17 protein-coding genes and 2 tRNA genes are annotated in these 17755 nt (G+C 67.0%); 12 read left to right on the top strand and 7 right to left on the bottom strand.

Features of this window, described 5'->3' with window-relative positions:
* Positions 1 to 93: 93 nt before the first annotated feature.
* From LTA6_RS06170 to LTA6_RS06150, 5 genes are all read left to right on the top strand, one after another.
* Positions 94 to 1356: a histidine kinase gene (locus tag LTA6_RS06170; protein WP_341976670.1), complete on the top strand. Its 1263-nt coding sequence runs from the start codon at positions 94 to 96 to the stop codon at positions 1354 to 1356.
* On the top strand, positions 1344 to 2030 hold the full coding sequence (locus tag LTA6_RS06165; RefSeq protein WP_341976669.1) for a response regulator transcription factor: 687 nt from the start codon (positions 1344 to 1346) through the stop codon (positions 2028 to 2030). Before LTA6_RS06170 ends, LTA6_RS06165 begins: the two co-directional genes overlap by 13 nt.
* On the top strand, positions 2027 to 2932 hold the full coding sequence (locus LTA6_RS06160; RefSeq protein ID WP_407358939.1) for a DUF4097 family beta strand repeat-containing protein: 906 nt from the start codon (positions 2027 to 2029) through the stop codon (positions 2930 to 2932). Before LTA6_RS06165 ends, LTA6_RS06160 begins: the two co-directional genes overlap by 4 nt.
* A 114-nt stretch (positions 2933 to 3046) precedes the next feature.
* Positions 3047 to 3120: transfer RNA gene (locus LTA6_RS06155), tRNA-Ile, on the top strand.
* 28 nt (positions 3121 to 3148) lie between these two features.
* Positions 3149 to 3221: transfer RNA gene (locus tag LTA6_RS06150), tRNA-Ala, on the top strand.
* Between the two features lie 46 nt (positions 3222 to 3267).
* Here LTA6_RS06150 and LTA6_RS06145 read toward each other — a convergent pair.
* Positions 3268 to 4245, bottom strand: coding sequence for a helix-turn-helix transcriptional regulator (locus tag LTA6_RS06145; RefSeq protein ID WP_407358938.1), 978 nt, complete (start codon positions 4243 to 4245; stop codon positions 3268 to 3270).
* Between the two features lie 129 nt (positions 4246 to 4374).
* On the opposite strand from LTA6_RS06145, the gene LTA6_RS06140 reads away from it, so the two are divergent.
* Positions 4375 to 4770: a RidA family protein gene (locus LTA6_RS06140; RefSeq protein WP_407359249.1), complete on the top strand. Its 396-nt coding sequence runs from the start codon at positions 4375 to 4377 to the stop codon at positions 4768 to 4770.
* Here the strand turns inward: LTA6_RS06140 and LTA6_RS06135 are convergent, their stop codons facing one another.
* Positions 4771 to 7281, bottom strand: coding sequence for an AAA family ATPase (locus LTA6_RS06135; protein WP_407358937.1), 2511 nt, complete (start codon positions 7279 to 7281; stop codon positions 4771 to 4773).
* Between the two features lie 168 nt (positions 7282 to 7449).
* On the opposite strand from LTA6_RS06135, the gene LTA6_RS06130 reads away from it, so the two are divergent.
* Entirely contained in the window at positions 7450 to 9759 is a 2310-nt protein-coding gene (locus LTA6_RS06130) for a hypothetical protein (RefSeq protein ID WP_407358936.1), read from the top strand.
* Positions 9760 to 9823: 64 nt separating this feature from the next.
* Here the strand turns inward: LTA6_RS06130 and LTA6_RS06125 are convergent, their stop codons facing one another.
* Together LTA6_RS06125 and LTA6_RS06120 are read right to left on the bottom strand one after the other, a co-directional pair.
* A complete protein-coding gene (locus tag LTA6_RS06125; protein WP_407358935.1) occupies positions 9824 to 10942 on the bottom strand; it encodes a M24 family metallopeptidase in 1119 nt (372 codons plus the stop codon).
* 27 nt (positions 10943 to 10969) lie between these two features.
* Positions 10970 to 11419, bottom strand: coding sequence for a hypothetical protein (locus tag LTA6_RS06120; protein ID WP_407358934.1), 450 nt, complete (start codon positions 11417 to 11419; stop codon positions 10970 to 10972).
* 143 nt (positions 11420 to 11562) lie between these two features.
* Between LTA6_RS06120 and LTA6_RS06115 the strand changes: the two genes are divergently transcribed.
* Together LTA6_RS06115 and LTA6_RS06110 are read left to right on the top strand one after the other, a co-directional pair.
* Positions 11563 to 13158 (top strand): amidohydrolase, encoded by a 1596-nt coding sequence (locus LTA6_RS06115; RefSeq protein ID WP_407358933.1) that lies wholly within the window; start codon positions 11563 to 11565, stop codon positions 13156 to 13158.
* A gap of 27 nt (positions 13159 to 13185) precedes the next feature.
* A complete protein-coding gene (locus LTA6_RS06110; protein ID WP_407358932.1) occupies positions 13186 to 13623 on the top strand; it encodes an NUDIX hydrolase in 438 nt (145 codons plus the stop codon).
* Positions 13624 to 13632: 9 nt separating this feature from the next.
* On the opposite strand, the gene LTA6_RS06105 is transcribed toward LTA6_RS06110, so the two are convergent.
* Complete coding sequence (locus LTA6_RS06105; protein ID WP_407359248.1) at positions 13633 to 14094, bottom strand: aminoacyl-tRNA deacylase; 462 nt, start codon at positions 14092 to 14094, stop codon at positions 13633 to 13635.
* Positions 14095 to 14156: 62 nt separating this feature from the next.
* On the bottom strand, positions 14157 to 14663 hold the full coding sequence (locus tag LTA6_RS06100; RefSeq protein ID WP_341976659.1) for a DNA helicase: 507 nt from the start codon (positions 14661 to 14663) through the stop codon (positions 14157 to 14159).
* Positions 14664 to 14830: 167 nt separating this feature from the next.
* On the opposite strand from LTA6_RS06100, the gene LTA6_RS06095 reads away from it, so the two are divergent.
* Entirely contained in the window at positions 14831 to 15388 is a 558-nt protein-coding gene (locus LTA6_RS06095; protein WP_341976658.1) for a peptidylprolyl isomerase, read from the top strand.
* An 18-nt stretch (positions 15389 to 15406) separates the two neighbouring features.
* Entirely contained in the window at positions 15407 to 16294 is an 888-nt protein-coding gene (locus tag LTA6_RS06090) for a rhomboid family intramembrane serine protease (protein WP_407358931.1), read from the top strand.
* Between the two features lie 282 nt (positions 16295 to 16576).
* Here LTA6_RS06090 and LTA6_RS06085 read toward each other — a convergent pair whose 3' ends face one another.
* Positions 16577 to 16816, bottom strand: a complete 240-nt coding sequence (locus tag LTA6_RS06085) for a cell division protein CrgA (RefSeq protein WP_341976656.1) — start codon at positions 16814 to 16816, stop codon at positions 16577 to 16579.
* Positions 16817 to 16935: 119 nt separating this feature from the next.
* Between LTA6_RS06085 and LTA6_RS06080 the strand changes: the two genes are divergently transcribed.
* Complete coding sequence (locus tag LTA6_RS06080) at positions 16936 to 17730, top strand: class E sortase (protein ID WP_407358930.1); 795 nt, start codon at positions 16936 to 16938, stop codon at positions 17728 to 17730.
* Positions 17731 to 17755: the final 25 nt, after the last annotated feature.

The following is a 17755-nucleotide window of genomic DNA, read 5'->3' as shown; positions in this document are numbered from 1 at the left end:
TCCGCCCCTTCGTCGTTCCTTCCGGATAACCCGAACTCTGATCTCCGGTCTGCTCGGTGTTGCGGCGTCAGCTGTCGCCGTACCTTGGGAACCATGACGACACAGACTTCGACCCCACCGCAGGTGAAGGCGGCGAAACTCCCGCTGCGGGTGTTCATCACCACGCTGCATCTGGCAGCACTCGGCGTGCTGGGATCAGTAATTCTCACGATGCTCACCGGCCTCCTCGGCGCCGGACTCGGGCTTCTCTTCGCCGCGGGCATCGGGATCATCCTCCTCGTCGGCCTGGTCTACGCCCTGTTCGGCCTCGGCTGGTTCGAGGTGGCCCGTATCGGCACGCTGTACAGCGTCGATATCGCTCCCCTGCGCTGGCGGACCAATGAACGAACCGGATTCAGCGGATGGATCCGCTCGCTCGGGCGACAGTCGATCGATGGGCGGATGTGGCGTTCCATTGTGAACTTCACACTCGCCTGCATCGCCGGAGTGATCGTGCTCCGTCTGTTCTCCGGCCTGATCTGGTCGGTGTTCATCGCGTTCGCTCCATTCACCGACGTGGACTCCGTCAACGGTCCGTTCGGCAGCATCCCGGCCATGTGGGCGCCTCTGTTCGGCATCATCGGAGTGCTCTTCTCCGCCGCCGGCATCCTCGGCCTCGCGCTTCTGCACCGTGTGCTCGCCTTCTCGATCGTCGTGCGCAGCCGCGAGGCAGAACTCACGGAACGAGTCAGGACGACCACCGCGCAGCGCGAGGGGGCGGTGCGGGCTGCCGACCTCGAGCGCACTCGCATCGAGCGTGACCTGCATGACGGAGTTCAGCCACGCCTCGTGTCGGTCGGCATGACCTTGGGCCTCGCCCAGCAGAAGATCGACGAAGACCCGGCGACGGCCAAGGCTCTCGTCGAAGAGGCGCACACCTCAACGAAGGCCGCGATCACCGAACTGCGCCAGCTCGCTCGTGGCATCCACGCCTCGGTGCTGGACGATCGCGGGCTGGATGCGGCGCTCTCGGCGCTCGCCGGGCGCTCGCACATTCCGGTGAACCTCGACGTGCGGATGGAAGGGCGGTGCAGCCGCGACGCAGAAGCCGCTGTCTACTTCGCCATCGCGGAGTCTCTGACCAATGCGGCCAAGCACTCCCGTGCCAGTGACGCGAGGGTGATCGTCCGGATCCGAGAGGGCGGAACGCTCTGGGCTCGGGTCGAGGACAACGGGATGGGTGGAGCACAGGTGCAGCCGGGCGGTGGCCTCGATGGCATCGCCAACCGCATCCTCGCCGCCGGCGGAACCTTCCGTCTGGACAGCCCTCAGGGCGGACCGACGTCGCTGGAGGTGAATGTGCCATGCGCATCCTGATCTGTGAGGATTCGGTCCTGCTGCGCGAGGGCCTCGTACGACTTCTGGAAGACGCCGGTCACACCGTGGTCGCCGCGCTTCCCGACACGACCGCTCTCACCGAGAGCGTGGCCGAGACCGACCCGGAGCTCTGCATCCTCGATGTGCGCCTCCCTCCGACGTTCACCGATGAAGGCATCAGGGCCGCACTCGGCCTGAGGTCGACGCATCCGTCGCTCCCTCTTCTCGTCCTCTCGCAGTACGTCGAGGAGCGCTACGCCAGCGATCTGATCGCCGCTCAGGGAGGCCCGCTCGGGTACCTCCTCAAAGACCGGGTCGCCGACGTCTCGGAGTTCCTGGCTTCGGTCGAGCGGATCTCGGACGGTGCCACGGTGCTCGATCCCGAGGTCGTCGCTCAGCTGCTGACACGGCGAAACCGGGATGACCGGATGCTGCGGCTCACCGAGCGTGAGCGCACGGTCCTCGCGCTGATCGCCGAAGGCAAGTCGAATCAGTCGATCGCCGGTCTGCTCTTCCTCTCCGAGGCGAGTGTGGAGAAGCACATCACGGCCATCTTCCAGAAGTTGGGCCTCGAGCCCGAGTCGGGAAACCGACGCGTACTCGCCGCCCTTGCACACATTGAGAATCACGGCGGGGCCAACCCCCCGACCACCCAGACAGGAGCGGCACGATGAGTACCGAAGATCGGAACCTGCAGAGCGGAACCACTCCCCTGACTCCTCCGTCGGCGGATGCCGGGGCGACCACCGGATCAGCGGCAGATGACGGGCAGGACGTGCGCCGGGCCTCCGGTGCCAGAGCGATCCTGATCGTGACCGCAGTGATCGGCGGTATCGCCCTCCTCGGAACCGGGGGCTCAGCCGCCTTCGCCGCCGCGAGCGACCTCTCGCGCACCGACTCCGAGCAGAGTCTCGACGTCGACGGCATCGAGGGCATCGATCTCGACGCCAGTGCGAGCGACGTCACGGTGCAGTTCGACGACGTCGAAGAGGCGGAGCTGACGGTCACCGGCGGACGCGGGAATTGGACGATGGAGCGCAACGAAGACGACCTGATCGTACGCAGCCCTGATACGGGGTTCAGCTGGTGGTTCGGCGGAAACTGGTTCAGTGGACCCGAGACCGTCGTCCTGACCCTTCCGGAGAACCTGCGCACGACCAAGCTCGATGCCGAGTTCACCCTCAGCGCCGGGAGCCTCGAGGCCGTGGGTGATTTCGGTGATCTCGACGTCGAGGTGGGGGCAGGATTCTTCTCCATCGAAGGCAGCGCCCATGTGCTCGACATCGACATGAGCGCGGGTCGTGCCTCCATCGAACTGGACGGAGTGACGGAAGCAGACCTCGCCGTCTCCGCCGGCGACCTGATGGTCGAACTCACCGGAACAGCGCCGGACACCGTGACGATCGACGTGAGCGCTGGTTCGGTGAACCTGGCGCTCCCGAACGTCGACTACACCATCGTGCAGGACGTCAGCGCCGGAACACTGGACAGCAGAGTCGAAGAATCGTCGAGCTCGAGGCGCACGATCGACGTCTCGCTCTCGGCCGGCAGCGTGACTCTGCGCCCCGAGGATTGATCGGTCGCGTTCGACGCACGGACACGACGGAGGGGCCGCAGCATCGAGTCGCGGCCCCTCCTTCCGCTCGATTCGGATTCTCCGTCAGAATCGGGTAAAGTCTTGGAGGTTGACGGGGATATAGCTCAGGCGGTTAGAGCGCTTCACTGATAATGAAGAGGTCCCAGGTTCAAGTCCTGGTATCCCCACTCTGTAACTCAAATTGAACACCCTTTCGGGGCCTTAGCTCAGTTGGTAGAGCGCCTGCTTTGCAAGCAGGATGTCAGGAGTTCGAATCTCCTAGGCTCCACATACGAACCCCGGTTCTGCGTCACGCAGACCCGGGGTTTCTTCGTTCATTCCTCGTCGTCGTCGTACTGCGTCGCGAGCGCAGTCGCGCGGTCGCGAAGAGCGGCGCGCAAGGCGCTCGGTGCTTGCACCTCGGCATCCGTGTTGAGCTGCCAGAACGCCCACTCGGCATGCCGGAGGTCCTGAAAGCTCACCTCGAGGAGCAGCCCTCCCGCAGGATCTGCCGATTCGGAGAGCACCGCGAGTGCGGTGCCGACGAGCTCCTCGCGCCGTGACGGTTCCACCCGTGCGCGTACGATCAGCTGGTCGCCGCCGGTGCGGAATCGGATGCTGCGCTCCTGCCAGATCCTGTCGAGATCGACCTGCGCCGGTCGGTCCGCGGTCTCGGTGAGTTCTTCTGCTTCGAGGATTCGCGAGAGTCGATAGGTGCGGTCTGCCCCGGAGACGGCGGCGAGGAGGTAGCCCTTGTCGCGCACGGTGACCAGACCGATTGGGTCGACGGTGCGCCAGACCGCGTCGCGATCCGCGGCCGAGTAGTGGATGCGCAGCTTGCGTCCGGCGAGAACGGCGCGACGGACCGCACTCATGACCGTGGCGGAGATGTCCTCGCTCGATTGGCGACGGGCGAGCAGATCTGTCGAAGGCTCGATGAGGATGCGCTGGGCGGCGTTATCGGCTGCCGCGCGATGGCCGTCGGGCAGGGCGTCGACGACCTTGCGCATGGCCGAGGCGAGCGCCGATCCCAGGCCGAAGACCTGCTCCCCTCGTCCTGATCCGGCGGTGAGCAGAGCCAGCGCTTCGTCGTGGTTCAGTCCGGTGAGTTCGGTGCGGAATCCCGGGAGAAGCTCGAACCCGCCGTGCCGACCGCGCTCCGCGTACACCGGCACGCCGGCGGCGGAGAGGGCTTCGATGTCGCGCAGCACGGTGCGGGTCGACACCTCCAGCTCGCGTGCGAGCGCAGTGGCGGACAGCCGGCCGCGTTGGCGCAGGAGCAGCACCAGAGAGACGAGGCGGTCGGCGCGCATGTGAGAACTCTATTTCGAATACATGACACAGGGTGTCGTGAATCATTGAAAGGCTCATTGGAGAGGGCAGAACAGCGTCATCCGGCCGGCATCTGCGCTCGCAACGAATCGAATGGAGCTGAAGTGGCAATCGAACGAACAGCGGTCAACCCGGTGACGTGGTCGCAGGAACTGGGGTTCAACCAGGGTGAGATCGTCTCCGGGCACACCCGCACCCTGTACATCTCGGGACAGACCGCGATGAGCGCGGAGGGCGCCCCCCAGCACGAGGGCGATATGGCAGCACAGCTGGCTCTTGCTGTCGACAACCTGGAAGCCGTGCTCGACGGCGCGGGCATGACGCTGGCGAACCTCATCCGCCTCAACGTGTACACGACCGACGTCGACCTGCTGTTCCCCCACTACGGCATACTCGCCGCTCGGCTGGGAGCGGCACAGATCGCGCCGACCACGACGATGCTCGGGGTCAGTCGACTGGCGATCCCCGGTCAGCTGGTGGAACTGGAGGGCACAGCCGTCGGCTGATCAGGGCGCCTGCTCGAGCGGGGCGGTCTGTCGTCCGGCGTCCAGGTGCCGGGCAAGGCCGGCCCGCGAGCGCAGCCCTGTCTTCTGCAGGATCCGGGCGACATGGCTCTCCACGGTCCGGGGACTCAGGTGCAGCCGTTCGGCGATCGACCGATTGCTGTGGCCGTCCGCGACCAGGTCCGCGACATCGCGCTCCCGTGGTGTGAGCTGGTCGAGGCGGAGGCCCGCCATCTCGATGCGGTCGGACAGCTGAGCCAGCCACGCGCGCGCGAGGCGGCGATAGAGGAGAGCGCCGGCCTCGTCGAAGAGTTCCGCGGCCCGCTGGGCTTCCCCCAGAGCCTCCTCGGCGCGGTCAAGAGTCACCAGGACCTGGGCGCGGAACAGGGTGCCGTGGCCCGCCTGCGACGGATGCTCCGCCTCGACACCCCACGCGATCGCCGCATCTGCATGACGAAGAGCGGCGGCAGCATCCCCGCGCTTCAACGCGAGTTCTCCCAGACCGATGTGCTTCTGCGAGGCGAAGGTGTCCCCGTCGGCGACGTCGAGCTCCGAGGCATCCACCGGGATCCCGAGCAGAATCTCTGCCCGAGACCGCATCAGTCGTACGATGCGGCGCCACCAGCCGACCTGCGGGAGTCCTGCAGCGGCGAGACGTTGATATCGGGCGACGATCTCCTCCGGTCCGACCCTGCCCGGTGCTGCGACGATCGATGCCGTGAGGGCGAGTGGAACGGCATCCGGCCAGTTGTACTTCTCTGCCGCGTCGATCGCGAGCTCGATGAGCTCCTCGGCCTCCTCGCATCGATCGAGGGGAATGTAGATGAAGCCCAGAATCAGATAGAGGTGAGGGAGCACATGGAAGCGTCCGTGCGTCTCCGCCAGGCGGATCGCGCGCTCGAGAAAACGGGCACCCTCTGCGAAGTCGGCGAGGAAGTGCGCGCACCACCCCATCGCCGTGGTCACATCGATCACCAGCAGCATCTCGGATGCTGGCAGGTCCGAGAAGCCGTCCTTCGCCACCTGGTACGAGGTCCTCGCGCGCGCAAGGTCGCCTTCCCGGAGGGACGCGAGGGCGCGCAGGCCGGCGAGTGCGGCGGCGTAAGCGGGTACGTCGCCGTCGTTCTGTTCCAGCCAGGTGCGTGAGGCCACCTCGGAATCACTGTCGTGCATCACTTCGAGCGTCACGAGTTCGAGGGCGACCTCCGGATCGAGTGTCATCGCTCGTGCCTCCCGCACCAGTTCGACCGCCTCATCGGGGCGGCTCTGGATGCGGAGGGACTGGATCAGCAGGGCGAAGGACTCCCCGGTCGACTCCTTCGTGGAATGCACTTCGCGCAGCAATGACTCGGCTTCGACGGGCTGCCCGTCGATGAGGAGGGCGCGGGCCAGCATCAGATCGCGTGCACGGTGCGGAATGCGACGACTGCGGTGAAGCATGGCGATGCAGCTCTGCGGCGACGTCGCCAAGACGATCCCCGCCGCTTCGAGGACGGTCTCCAGCTCATCCGAGGTGAGATGGGAGCCGAGATGCTGCAGGTGCGATGCCTGCTGAAGGACGTTGGACGCGCTGCGAGCCGCCGTGCGATGGGCCAGTCGCCGTTCCTGGGGCGTCATGCTGCGGTAGGCGGCTGCGCGGATGAAGGGATGCACGACCCGCAGGCTCTCGGCCTCGATCAGGCCGCGCTGCGCCAGGCGGTCAGCCGCCTGGGCGATGTCCCCGACGCCCAGATCCGCGATGGCGCCGAGCGTCTCCGGTGCGACGGGGGGCGTGAGTGACAGCGCCTGCATCACACGACGTGACTCCTCGTCCAGAGTGAGGAGTTCGCCGCGCAGCGTGTCACCGATCTCCTGATGCGAGACGTCGTCGTCGTCGTCGTCACCGCGGCCGGATTCCGCGAGCAGGCGGAGGAAGAGAGGGTTTCCGGCGGCGAGCTCGATGTACCCCTTCCTCTGGGCGCCGTGAGCCGCCAGCAGCGTCGCCGAATCCGCTTCGTCGAGCGGCCCGAGTGTGATGCGGTGCACGGCCGATCCCCCACGCACGGCCGCACGGATCAGCGACTCGGGTGCTGCACCGGTGCGAAAGACGAAGAGGAAGGAGAGGGGGGTGGACGAAGGCTCCGACAGGAGGCGCTCGATGATGTCGCGCGCCGGCGCGTCGAGCCAATGGGCGTCGTCGATCACGATGACGGTCGGTTCGGCGGCGAGGCCTTCGCGAATGCTGCGCAGAAGGACGCGCGCCGGTCGCTGCTCCGCCAGGAGGACCGGGAGGTCCTCATCGAGGAGCTCCTCGATGATCGAGCGGATGCCGTCGAGAGGGATGTTCGTGGCGAGTTCGGCCGGGCGGCTGAAGAGCACGCGCTCGGTGAAGCCGGACCGCAGGAACTCGTTCACCACGGCTGTCTTGCCGATCCCGATCGGACCCTCCAGCAGCACGACGCGGTGCGCGCTGTCGTCCGGGTCGGTGAGGTGCGAGCGAAGTCGGGTGAGTTCGGCCATACGCCCGATGAACATGCGGCCCCCTCTTCTCGAACACATGAAGGATATCGGGATGACGCTGGTCAGGACCAGTTTTTCGAGTCATTCGAAGAACTCCCGTATTTCTACGGATGCGGCACGCATCGAGGCCTTCATAGCCTGAGCCTGATTGTGTTCGCCCCCCTTCTCGTCAGGAACAGCTCGATGACATCGCATCCACGCTCCCGCGCCTCCCGTCTTCTCGGTGCGCTGACCAGCGTCGCCCTCGCCGTCGGTTTCAGTGCCGTCGCGATCGCGGCTCCCGCCCACGCCGCTACGGAAGACGGCGTCTACGTCGGTGAGAACAGCCATGGCTACGACTTCTCGATCACCGTCGAGGGCGGCGTGATCACCGACGTCGCCACGACCGCATGGATCGCGTGCGGCGTTCCTCCGATCCAGACCCCTCTCGCCTTCAACGCGATTCCGGACACCGCCATCGCGGCTGACGGCTCGTTCTCGGCGAACTGGACGTACCAGATCGATGCGGACTACAGCGCGGAGTACTGGCTGGGCGGCGTCTTCCACGCGGACGGCACCGTCACGAGCGCGGGCTCGAACGCCGCGGACATGATCGGAACCGGCCTGTTCTGCAGCGGCCAGCAGTTCACCTACGAGGCGGCGATCGATGCCGCGGCGCCGACCATCTCGGTGTCGCCGAACCCGGCGACGCTCTCCCAGATCACCGATCCTGCGGGCGCTGTGCGCATCACCGGTGCGGGCTTCGCGCCGGGGAGCACGGTCAACCTCGTCATCGACGGACAGCAGGCTGCCGCGCGCACCGCCGACGCCGAGGGTGACGTCGAGGTGCTCCTCTCCTGGCCGAACGCGACGGTCGGCGATCACACGATGCGCTTGGTCAGCGGCATCCGCTCGGCCGAAACGACCCTGACCATCATCGAAGACCCGACCTACAATCCCACCGCGGCGGTCGATCCTGCCACCGCGACGGTCTCCCGGCTCGGCGGGGCGGGCGTGACTGTCACCGGCGCCGGATTCCCCGCCTCGGTTCCTGTCGACATCGCCTTCGATGGATCGGCCGTCTCGACCGTGACGAGCGGCACCGACGGATCGCTCAGCTACACCCTGGTTCACGCCGGCGCGGCCGTCGGGGCCCACAGCATCACGCTGACGAACGGTCAGTGGGCGGCATCCGCGACGCTGACCGTCGAAGCCGACCCGATCCTCTATGAGCCCACGGCGGCGGTCACGCCGGACAAGCTCACGGTTTCCGGGATGGCCGCGGGCGGCGTGCAGATCTCCGGCGCCGAGTTCCCGCCCAATGCGCCGGTTTCGATCCAGGTCGCCGGTGAGACCGTCGCGACGGTCGACTCCTCCGGTACCGGCGACGTGTCGTACACGTACGTGAAGGCGGGGGCCGCCGTTGCGCAGTATCCGGTCGTTCTGACCAGTGGTCAGTGGAGCGCGAGCAGCTCGTTCGAGGTGACCGCCGACCCGATCGTGTACGACCCGACGGTGGTCGTGCTCCCCGAGACGCTCACGCAGTCGGCGCTCGCTGACGCCGGTGTACAGGTCGAGGGATCGGGGTTCCCCGAGAATGCCGAGATCGAGGTGCTGTTCGACGGCACCGTCGTGTCGACGGTGACGAGCAGCGCCGACGGATCGGTCGCAACGACGATCACCCGCGCCGGCGTCGGTGTCGGAACGTCGACAGTGCTGCTGCGCAGCGGACAGTGGGAGGCATCTGACACGGTCGTCGTGTCCGCAGACCCGATCGATCCGGCCGAGGTGACCCTCTCGCCGACCACGATCGCCACCGGTGCTCTCGAGTCCGACGGCGTCGACGTCACGGCTGAGGGCCTCCCCGCGGACGTTCCAGTGCGCGTGCTGTTCGACGGAGTCGAGGTGGCCGCGTTCACGGCCTCCGCCACCGGAACGGGGTCTGCCTCGTTCACGATCGCCGACGCTGTTCCGGGCGCACACACCGTGCGGCTCGTGCAGGGTCCTGGCTTTGCGCCCGGCGACGTCCTCGGTGAGGCGGTTCTGACCGTCACCGAAGACCCGCTCCCCGGTGACCCGCAGCTGGTGCTGAGCCTGTCCTCGATCGCGCCGGACGCCCTCGCGACGACCGGTGTGCTGCTCACCGGAACCGGGTTCACGCCCGGTCAGGATGTGTCCGTGTTCTTCGACGGACAAGAGGTCGGCGTCGTCACCGCGAACGCGGCGGGCCACGTGTCGTACACGCTGCGGGTTGCGAACGCCGCACCGGGAGCCCACCCGGTCGCTCTCGTGCAAGGCGACCGCAGCAGCGAAGTGACTCTCACCGTGAAGGCGGCCGCGGAACCCCGTAACCCCGGCACCCCCGGTAACCCGACGCAGCCAGGAAACTCTGACGGCGGTGGGCTTGCCACGACCGGAGCGGATGCGGGGCTCTGGGCGGGCGTCGCGGGTGTCGCGCTCGCACTGATGGCCGCCGGCGGACTCATTCTGATCCGCCGCCGCGGCGTCGCCTGACCCTCCCCGCACGGCGACGTACGAACTGCTCTCACTCCGATGAGGTGAGAGCAGTTCGTGCGTGTCAGGGAACGGGGATCAGCCCATGCTCGACGACGTTCAGTCGCTCGCTGCCGTCGGCGGTCACGACGACGATGTCCTCGATGCGCGCACCCCACTCACCTGCGAAGTAGATTCCGGGCTCGATGCTGAACGCCATCCCCTCCCGCAGCACGAGGTCGTTGCCTGGAGCGATGTACGGCTCTTCGTGCACCGAGACGCCGATCCCATGACCGGTGCGGTGCACGAAGGCGTCGCCGAGACCGGCGTCGGAGAGCACCTGTCGTGCGGCAGCATCCACCTCCGAAGCCGTCGCTCCGGGGCGGGCTGCGTCTACCGCAGCCTGCTGTGCACGCACGAGCACAGCGATGCGATCGGATGCCTCGGGCGTCGGTGTTCCGACCACGTATGTCCGCGTGCTGTCGGAGTTGTAACCGCTGGGAACCGCTCCCCCGATGTCGACCACGACGATGTCGCCGTCCTCGATGATGCGATCCGACACTTCGTGGTGCGGGTCGGCTCCGTTCGGTCCTGATCCGACGATGACGAACTCGACCGTGCGGTGCCCCTCGGCGACGATGGCCTCGGCGATGTCTGCAGCCACTTCGCGTTCGGTCCGGCCGGCGCGCAGCCATTCCGGTACTCGGCGATGCACGGCGTCGATGGCGGCGCCGGCCCGGCGCAGTTCGGCGATCTCGGCGGCATCCTTGATCATCCGCCCCTCGCGCAGCACCGGCGTGGCGAGTTCCAGGCGCACCCCGAGGCGTTCCCCGATCGGGATCACGTGCAGGGCCGGGAGCGCGTCCGAGATGCCCACGCGCGATGCCGATCCCAGAGCCGCGGCGACCAGGTCGTACGGATTCTCACCATCGACCCAGTCGGCGATGGTGAGCCCGAGTTCACCGATCGCGGTGTCGCGCACCTTCGCGAGCTCCATATGCGGAACCACCACGGTGGCTGATCGGCCGGGGCGGACGATCAGCGCCGTCAGGCGCTCGATCGTGTCGCCTTCGACGCCGGCCAGATACTGCAGATCGGGTCCTGGACCGATGATGATCCCATCGAAGCCCGCCGCGGCGGCAAGGGCAGCGGCGCGGTCGAGACGGGCGGCGTACACGGAGGTTGCGAAGGGCAGGGTGCTCACCCGCCCCACGCTACTCCGCACAGTGCATCAGCTCACGGCGAGACGGATGCGCTCCGCGAAGAACTCCAGGTCTGCGTTGGTGAGATCGGTGACGGCGTAAGCGGTGGGCCAGACGGTGCCGTCGTCGAGGTTCGAGATCGGTTCGAAGCCGAAGGTGCCGTAGCGCACCTTGAACTTGCTCGCCGGCTGGAAGAAGCACAGGACCTTGCCGTCCTTGCCCCACGCGGGCATGCCGTAGTACGTGCGCGGGACGAGCTCCGGGGCGACCTCCGACACCAGATCGTGCAGCTTCAACGCGAGCTTCTGGTCCGCGGTGTCCGGTAGTTTGGCGATCGCCTCCTTGAGATCCGCTTCACCCTCCGCCCGCTGTTCCTCCGGAGACTTCTTCGCCCGTGAGCGCCGCGCCTTGGATTCCTTGGCGGCGGCCTGCATGGCTTCACGCTCTTCGTCGGTGAAGTTCTTCGTTTCCTCGGTCATCAGCGGATCCTCTCGTTCGGTGATGCCTGATGGATCCGAGGCTACGCGCGTGTGCACATCGATGCTTCTCGATTTCTGATCGCTTCGGGCACCGGCCGGTGCCGTCCTGGCGCGCCGGGCGGAGCATCCGAGAGACTGTCGCCATGACGACAGTCTTCACCGGCCGCATCCGTCCCCTCTCACCCGTGACCGATGCCGAGGCGGAGGCGATGGCTGTCGAGATCGGAAGAGTGGTGGCCATCGGCACCGCCGAGGAGATGACCGCTCGATTCCCGGATGCCGAGATCGTCGCGCTCGACGGTTGGATCATGCCAGGACTCATCGAACCGCACGGCCACCCGGCGTACTCGTCGATTCTGCTCTCTGATCTCGTCGTCGACATCCGCCCCGTCACGATCCCCGATGCAGAAGGCGTGCTCGCCGCTCTCAGGGCGGCGGTGGCGGATGCCGGCAGCGAGGCGGTGTTCGCGAACGGGTGGGATGCCCTGCTGCAGCGGGGTCTCCCAGACCCCGATATCCGCTTCCTCGATGAACTCGCAGGATCCGTGCCTCTTGTCATCATCCACAACTCCGGCCACTCCGCCTACTTCAACAGCGCGGCCGCCCGCGCTGCCGGTGTGGACGGTCGTACTCCGGACCCCGCCGGCGCCTCATTCGGGCGCGACTCCGACGACCACCTCACCGGCGTCGCATTGGAGGAAGCAGCCGTCGAGAAGGTCGTCGCGCCGATGCTCGCGAGTGCGCAGCAGCATCTCCCCCGCCTGTTCAGCGCGCATCTGCGAGATCTGGCTGCGCGTGGGATCACGACCGTGTCCGACCTCTCCTGGAATCCCGATCTCAACCCTCTCGTCGAGGCCCTGCGCGCGAACCGTGCGCTCCCGGTGCGGCTGCGCTGGTACGAGATGTCCCATCCTGGCGGCACAGCAGCCCCGCAGGGCCAGGGCGACTCCGTGATCCGTCAGGTCGGAGTGAAGACGTGGTCCGACGGTTCGCCCTGGATCGGGAACATCGCCACCTCTTTCCCCTACCTCGACACCGAGGCCACCCGTGGCCTGGGGCTCGAGCCGCACCATGTCGGTCGCGCGAACTACACAGCCGACCAGTTGCTCGCGATCGCGGAGCCGTACGCGGCCGGCGCCTGGCAACTGGCCTGCCATGCGCACGGCGACCGTGCCATCGAAGCGACCCTCGACGTGTACGAGCAGATCATCACCCGGCACGGACTCAGCGATCACCGCTTCCGCCTCGAGCATTGCGGGGCGATGACCGCCGCGCAGTTCCGGCGCGCGGCGTCTCTCGGCGTCACCGTCAGCCTCTTCGTCGACCACATCACCTACTGGGGAGAGGTGCTCGTCGATGATCTCTTCGGCGCGGAGCACGGCGGCGCATGGGCCGACGCCGGAGCTGCCTTCGCCGCCGGTCACCGGGCGACCTTCCACAATGACGGCTGGGTCACCCCCAACGAGCCATTCCGCAACATGGCGGTCGCCGAGACCCGTACGACCCGCAACGGCTACCGGATGCCCGGGGGAACCCCGGTGACGCGCGATCAGGCCCTCCGCGCACACACCACGAACGCGGCGTGGCAGCTGTTCAGCGAGCACGAGGTCGGCGCGCTCGCGCCGGGGCTCTTCGCCGACTTCATCGTCATCGACCGCGACCCGGTCGCAGTGCCACCGGAGGATCTCGCGATGACCGTGGTGCGGGCCACCTATCTGGCGGGCAGCCGCGTCGTCTGATTCCATCGGACGACTATGGTGAGAGCCATGGATATGCGGGTCGCGGCATACGCGGTCGTCACCGATGACGATGACCGGATCCTGCTGGCGCGCTGGATCGAGGGACGCCGCGTCGCGTGGACCATGCCGGGCGGAGGACTGGAACCCGGCGAAGACCCCGAGGAAGCGGTCCGTCGTGAGCTCCGTGAGGAGACCGGTTACAGCGTTCAGGTCGGCGAGTTGCTCGGCATCCACTCCCGCGTCATCCCCGCGACGCAACGGGTGAGCCGCCCAGGGCAGGAGCGGGCCGATGCTCCCCTGCACACCCTGCGCATCGTCTATCGGGCGCGGGTCACGGGCGGAAAGCTTCGTTTCGAGACCGACGGATCGACGGACATGGCCGACTGGTTCACGCTGCCGGCGGTCGCCGAGCTTCAGCGCGTCAAGCTCGTCGACATCGCTCTGCGGATGGCGAAGATCCTGTAGTCGACCGCGTCAATCGCGTGGGGTCTCGGGCACCGAGATGTCGGCGACCGTCGCACCGTAGGCGGCGATGAGATCGTCGGCCTCGACGAACAGGCTGTAGCCGTGCGATCCCGCCCCCATCGCGATCCGTCGCCCCACGATCGACTCGTCGGCGAAGATCGGCCACTCCGTGCTGCTGCCGATCGGCACGATCGTGCCGCGCTCATAGCCGGTTGCGGCGAGGGCGAGTTCCGGTTCTGGCAGCCGCAGCTTGTTGACGCCGACCAAGGCGCGCAGCTTGGGCCACGAGATGGACCGGCCGCCCGGGATCAGCGCGAACAGATACGTGTCGTCGGCGCGCTTGACGACGAGGGTCTTCACGATTCCCGATGGCAGGATGCCGAGGAGCTCGGCCGCCTCCGCAAGGCTGTTCGCCTTCGGGCGTTCGCGGATCTCGATGGTGAGGCCATGCGCGGTGGCAGCATCCTGCACCCGGGCATGACGAACACCGCTGTCAGCAGGAACCGACTCTTCGCCGACCAGGTCGGCTGTGCTCACGCGTCAGGCGCGGACAGCGGGTCGTCCGCCACCCAGAGCTCGTCGTCGGCGCGCAGCGCCTGCCATGCGGCGTAGAGCACGCCGACAGCTGCGGCTGCACCGAGGATGATCGCCACGACGGAGCCGAGGCCAGGCCCAGACTTCTGCTTCTTGCCGAAGGCTCCACGAGGCGCAGGAACTGCGACGCCGTGACGCTTGGCGTTCGCGAAGTCCCATGCCGTGAGGGCACTTCCGACGACGCCGCCGACGATCGGGACGACCTTGTCGTCGACGACGTGACGACCGATCTTCACGCTACGGTCGACGACCGGTGCGACGCGGCGGTTGTAGGTGTCCTGCACGACGGGGAGCACCTGCTCGCGGCCGAGGCCGGCGAGCTGTCGGCTCGCCTCACGGGCGACGTCGGCTGCGTGTCCGACGAGCACCTGCTGCGACTCCCACAGCTCGGTGGCGTCGTGCTGCAGACGTCGCAGTTCCTTCTTGCGCTTGCGGCTGAGGCTCACGATGCTCTCCTGTCCATTGGAGTACGGGTTCCCCATCTTGCCAGACGAGTCTGGAAGTGGGGAGGGAATCACCCGGCCCTTGCCAGATCGGATGCGGCGCGCTACCTTCTGCGCCCCGATCGCCCTGGACCGGGCGAACTCACCGCAAGCTCTGCGAGAATAGGGACATGCCTCATGCTTCCCACGTCGCGACCCTGCACACCAACCACGGTGACATCGTCATCAACCTCTTCGGCGACCAGGCCCCGAAGACCGTGAAGAACTTCGTCGGCCTCGCCGACGGCACCCAGGACTGGACGCACCCCGCCACCGGCAAGCCCGGTGAGGGTCCTCTCTACAAGGACGTCGTCTTCCACCGCATCATCCCGAACTTCATGATCCAGGGCGGCGACCCGCTCGGTCAGGGCGTCGGCGGCCCCGGCTACAACTTCAACGACGAGATCAACGCTGAGCTCAACTTCGACGCGCCCTACATCCTCGCGATGGCGAACGCCGGCCTGCGCCGCAACCCCGCCACCGGCGACCTCGAGGGCACCAACGGCTCGCAGTTCTTCATCACCACCGACCCGACCCCGTGGCTGATGGGCAAGCACACCATCTTCGGTGCCGTCGCCGATGACGCCTCGAAGGCTGTCGTCGACGCGATCGCCGCTGTGCCCACCGCTGCCGGCGACCGCCCGATCGAGCCGGTCGTGCTGCAGTCGGTCGACATCGTCGCGGCCTGACCCGCGCTGCCGATCCGGATGACGAGCTCCGAGTTCACGGGCAATCGTGACAACTTCTGCTACCGGCATCCGGATCGGCAGAGCTTCGTGCTCTGCCAGCGCTGCATGCGCACCGTCTGCCCCGAGTGCCAGACGCAGGCGCCGGTCGGCGTCATCTGCCCGGAGTGCATGACGGCGGAGCGCAAGAATCGCACCCCCGCCCAGAAGCGCGCACAGCGTCGCTGGGGAGGCGGCGGCACGATCACCGCCGTGCGCAGCGGCAAACCCGTCGTCACCTACGCCCTGCTCGCGGTGACCTCCTTCATCAGCCTGCTCCAAATGATTCCCGGTGTCGGTGACCAGATCACGAGTGCGCTCTTGTTCTACGCGCCCACTCTCTATCCCCAGTACAACGGTGGCATCTTCGAGCCCTGGCGCCTGCTGACCCCACTGCTCGTGCACGGCGGCTTCATCCACCTCGCCTTGAACATGCTGGCGCTGTGGATGCTGGGGCAAACGCTCGAGCCGATGCTCGGCCGCGCGCGTTTCCTCGCGATGTATCTGATCAGTGGCCTGGGGGGCTCGGTCGCCGTGGCTTTGCTGGATTTCGAAACTCCGACGGTCGGCGCATCCGGCGCGATCTTCGGCCTCATGGCGGCGCTGCTGATCATCGGACGCCACGTCGGCGCGAACGTCACCGGCATCCTGGTCGTCCTCGGCATCAACTTCGCCTTCGGATTCTTCAACGGGGGCATCTCCTGGCAGGCCCACCTCGGTGGCGCGATCGTCGGCGCTCTCGTGGCCTTCATCTTGACCAGAACACGCCGACGCGAGCAGCGCACCTGGCAGATCGTCCTGCTCGCTGCGGTCACTGTCGCGCTGCTCGTGATCGTCGCCGTCATCCCACCGCTGATCCTTCTCTCCTGATCAGAGGTTCTTAACAGGGTTGTTAACACCTGTGAATAACAACCGTGTAATTCTCCCCACCCTGTGCACAAGCCTGTGGATAACTATCTAGCGGCGTACCTCCGACGCACGACCACGGGCGCAGGGATGTTCTCGGAGTGAGCATCGGGAGGGGCCCGCGAAGCGGGAGGGTCCCCGCTCTGCGAACGAAGAGAACATCCCGGAGTCCGCCCACAGGACACACGTCAGACAAAGAAAAGGCCCCTCACCGAAGCGAGGAGCCTTTTCAGAAGTAGCCGGGGTTCAGCGCCAGCGCGTCGTCATCAGGAAGCCGATCAGGGCGATGCCGAGGCCGATGCCGAGGTTCCAGTTGCCGATGCCGGGGATCGGCAGCGTCGTACCGGAGATGTAGAAGACGAGGATCCAGGCGAGTCCGAGCAGCATGAAGCCGATCATCACCGGCTTGAACCACACCGCGTTGGGAGCGGCATCGCCCTCGGCGCGCTCGACAACGGGTTCTTCGGAATTGCGGTCTCGTGCCATGCCGACATTCTACCCATGTGTCCGCGTATCCACCGAAGAGCCCTGCAGCCGATTCGAGCGTCACTGCGTCCCTGTGCCCTCTCGGGGTTCTGTTCATCGCCGCGGGATAGGATCGCGCCATGACTGCATCCGCCGTGTCCGGGACACGACGAACGCGTCGCAGTGCGGCCCGCCGCCGTGCGACGTTCACGAGTGTTCTCGGCGAGCTGCTGCTCACGGCCGGCGTGCTGGTGATGCTGTTCGTCGCCTGGCAGATGTGGATCGGCGACATCATCATCGCGGCGCAGAAGAACGACGAAGGCGCGGCCATCTCGCAGCAGCTGGCCGAGGATCCGGCTCCGCCCCCGCCGCCGCTCGTCAAGGCCGAAGACGGCACCACCTTCTACGAGCCGGTGATCCCGGCGGCGCCTGCGGACGCCGAGTGGTTCGGGCAGATGATCATTCCGCGGTTCGGGGCCGACTACAACTTCGGGATCTACGGCGGAACCTCGCGCGCGCGCACCCTCGACGACCTCGGCATCGGCGTCTACAAGGACTCGAAGATGCCCGGCGAGGTCGGGAACTTCTCGATGGCGGGCCACCGCACCACCTGGGGCAAGCCGTTCAATCAGATCGACAAGCTGCAGTTGAACGACGCGATCGTCGTCGAGACGCCCGACGGCTGGTACACCTACCGATTCCGCACGCTGGAGTATGTGCAGCCGAGCGCTGTCGATGTGCTGCTCGACGTTCCGCAGATGCCGGGCGCGCAGACCGGGGAGCGGTACATCACCCTCACCGCCTGTTCACCGCTCTACTCGCTCGCCGAGCGGATCGTCGCCTACGGTGTCTTCGAGAGCTTCCAGCCCCGGGCCGAGGGACCGCCCAAAGCACTGACCGATCCGCCGCCGGCACCGGCCGCGCCGTCGGTGTGAGGGTGAGTATGGACACGGACGAAGG

The sequence above is a fragment of the Microbacterium sp. LTA6 genome, assembly GCF_045690355.1.
Classification (GTDB): domain Bacteria; phylum Actinomycetota; class Actinomycetes; order Actinomycetales; family Microbacteriaceae; genus Microbacterium.
This window is presented reverse-complemented; position numbering and strand designations above follow the sequence as displayed.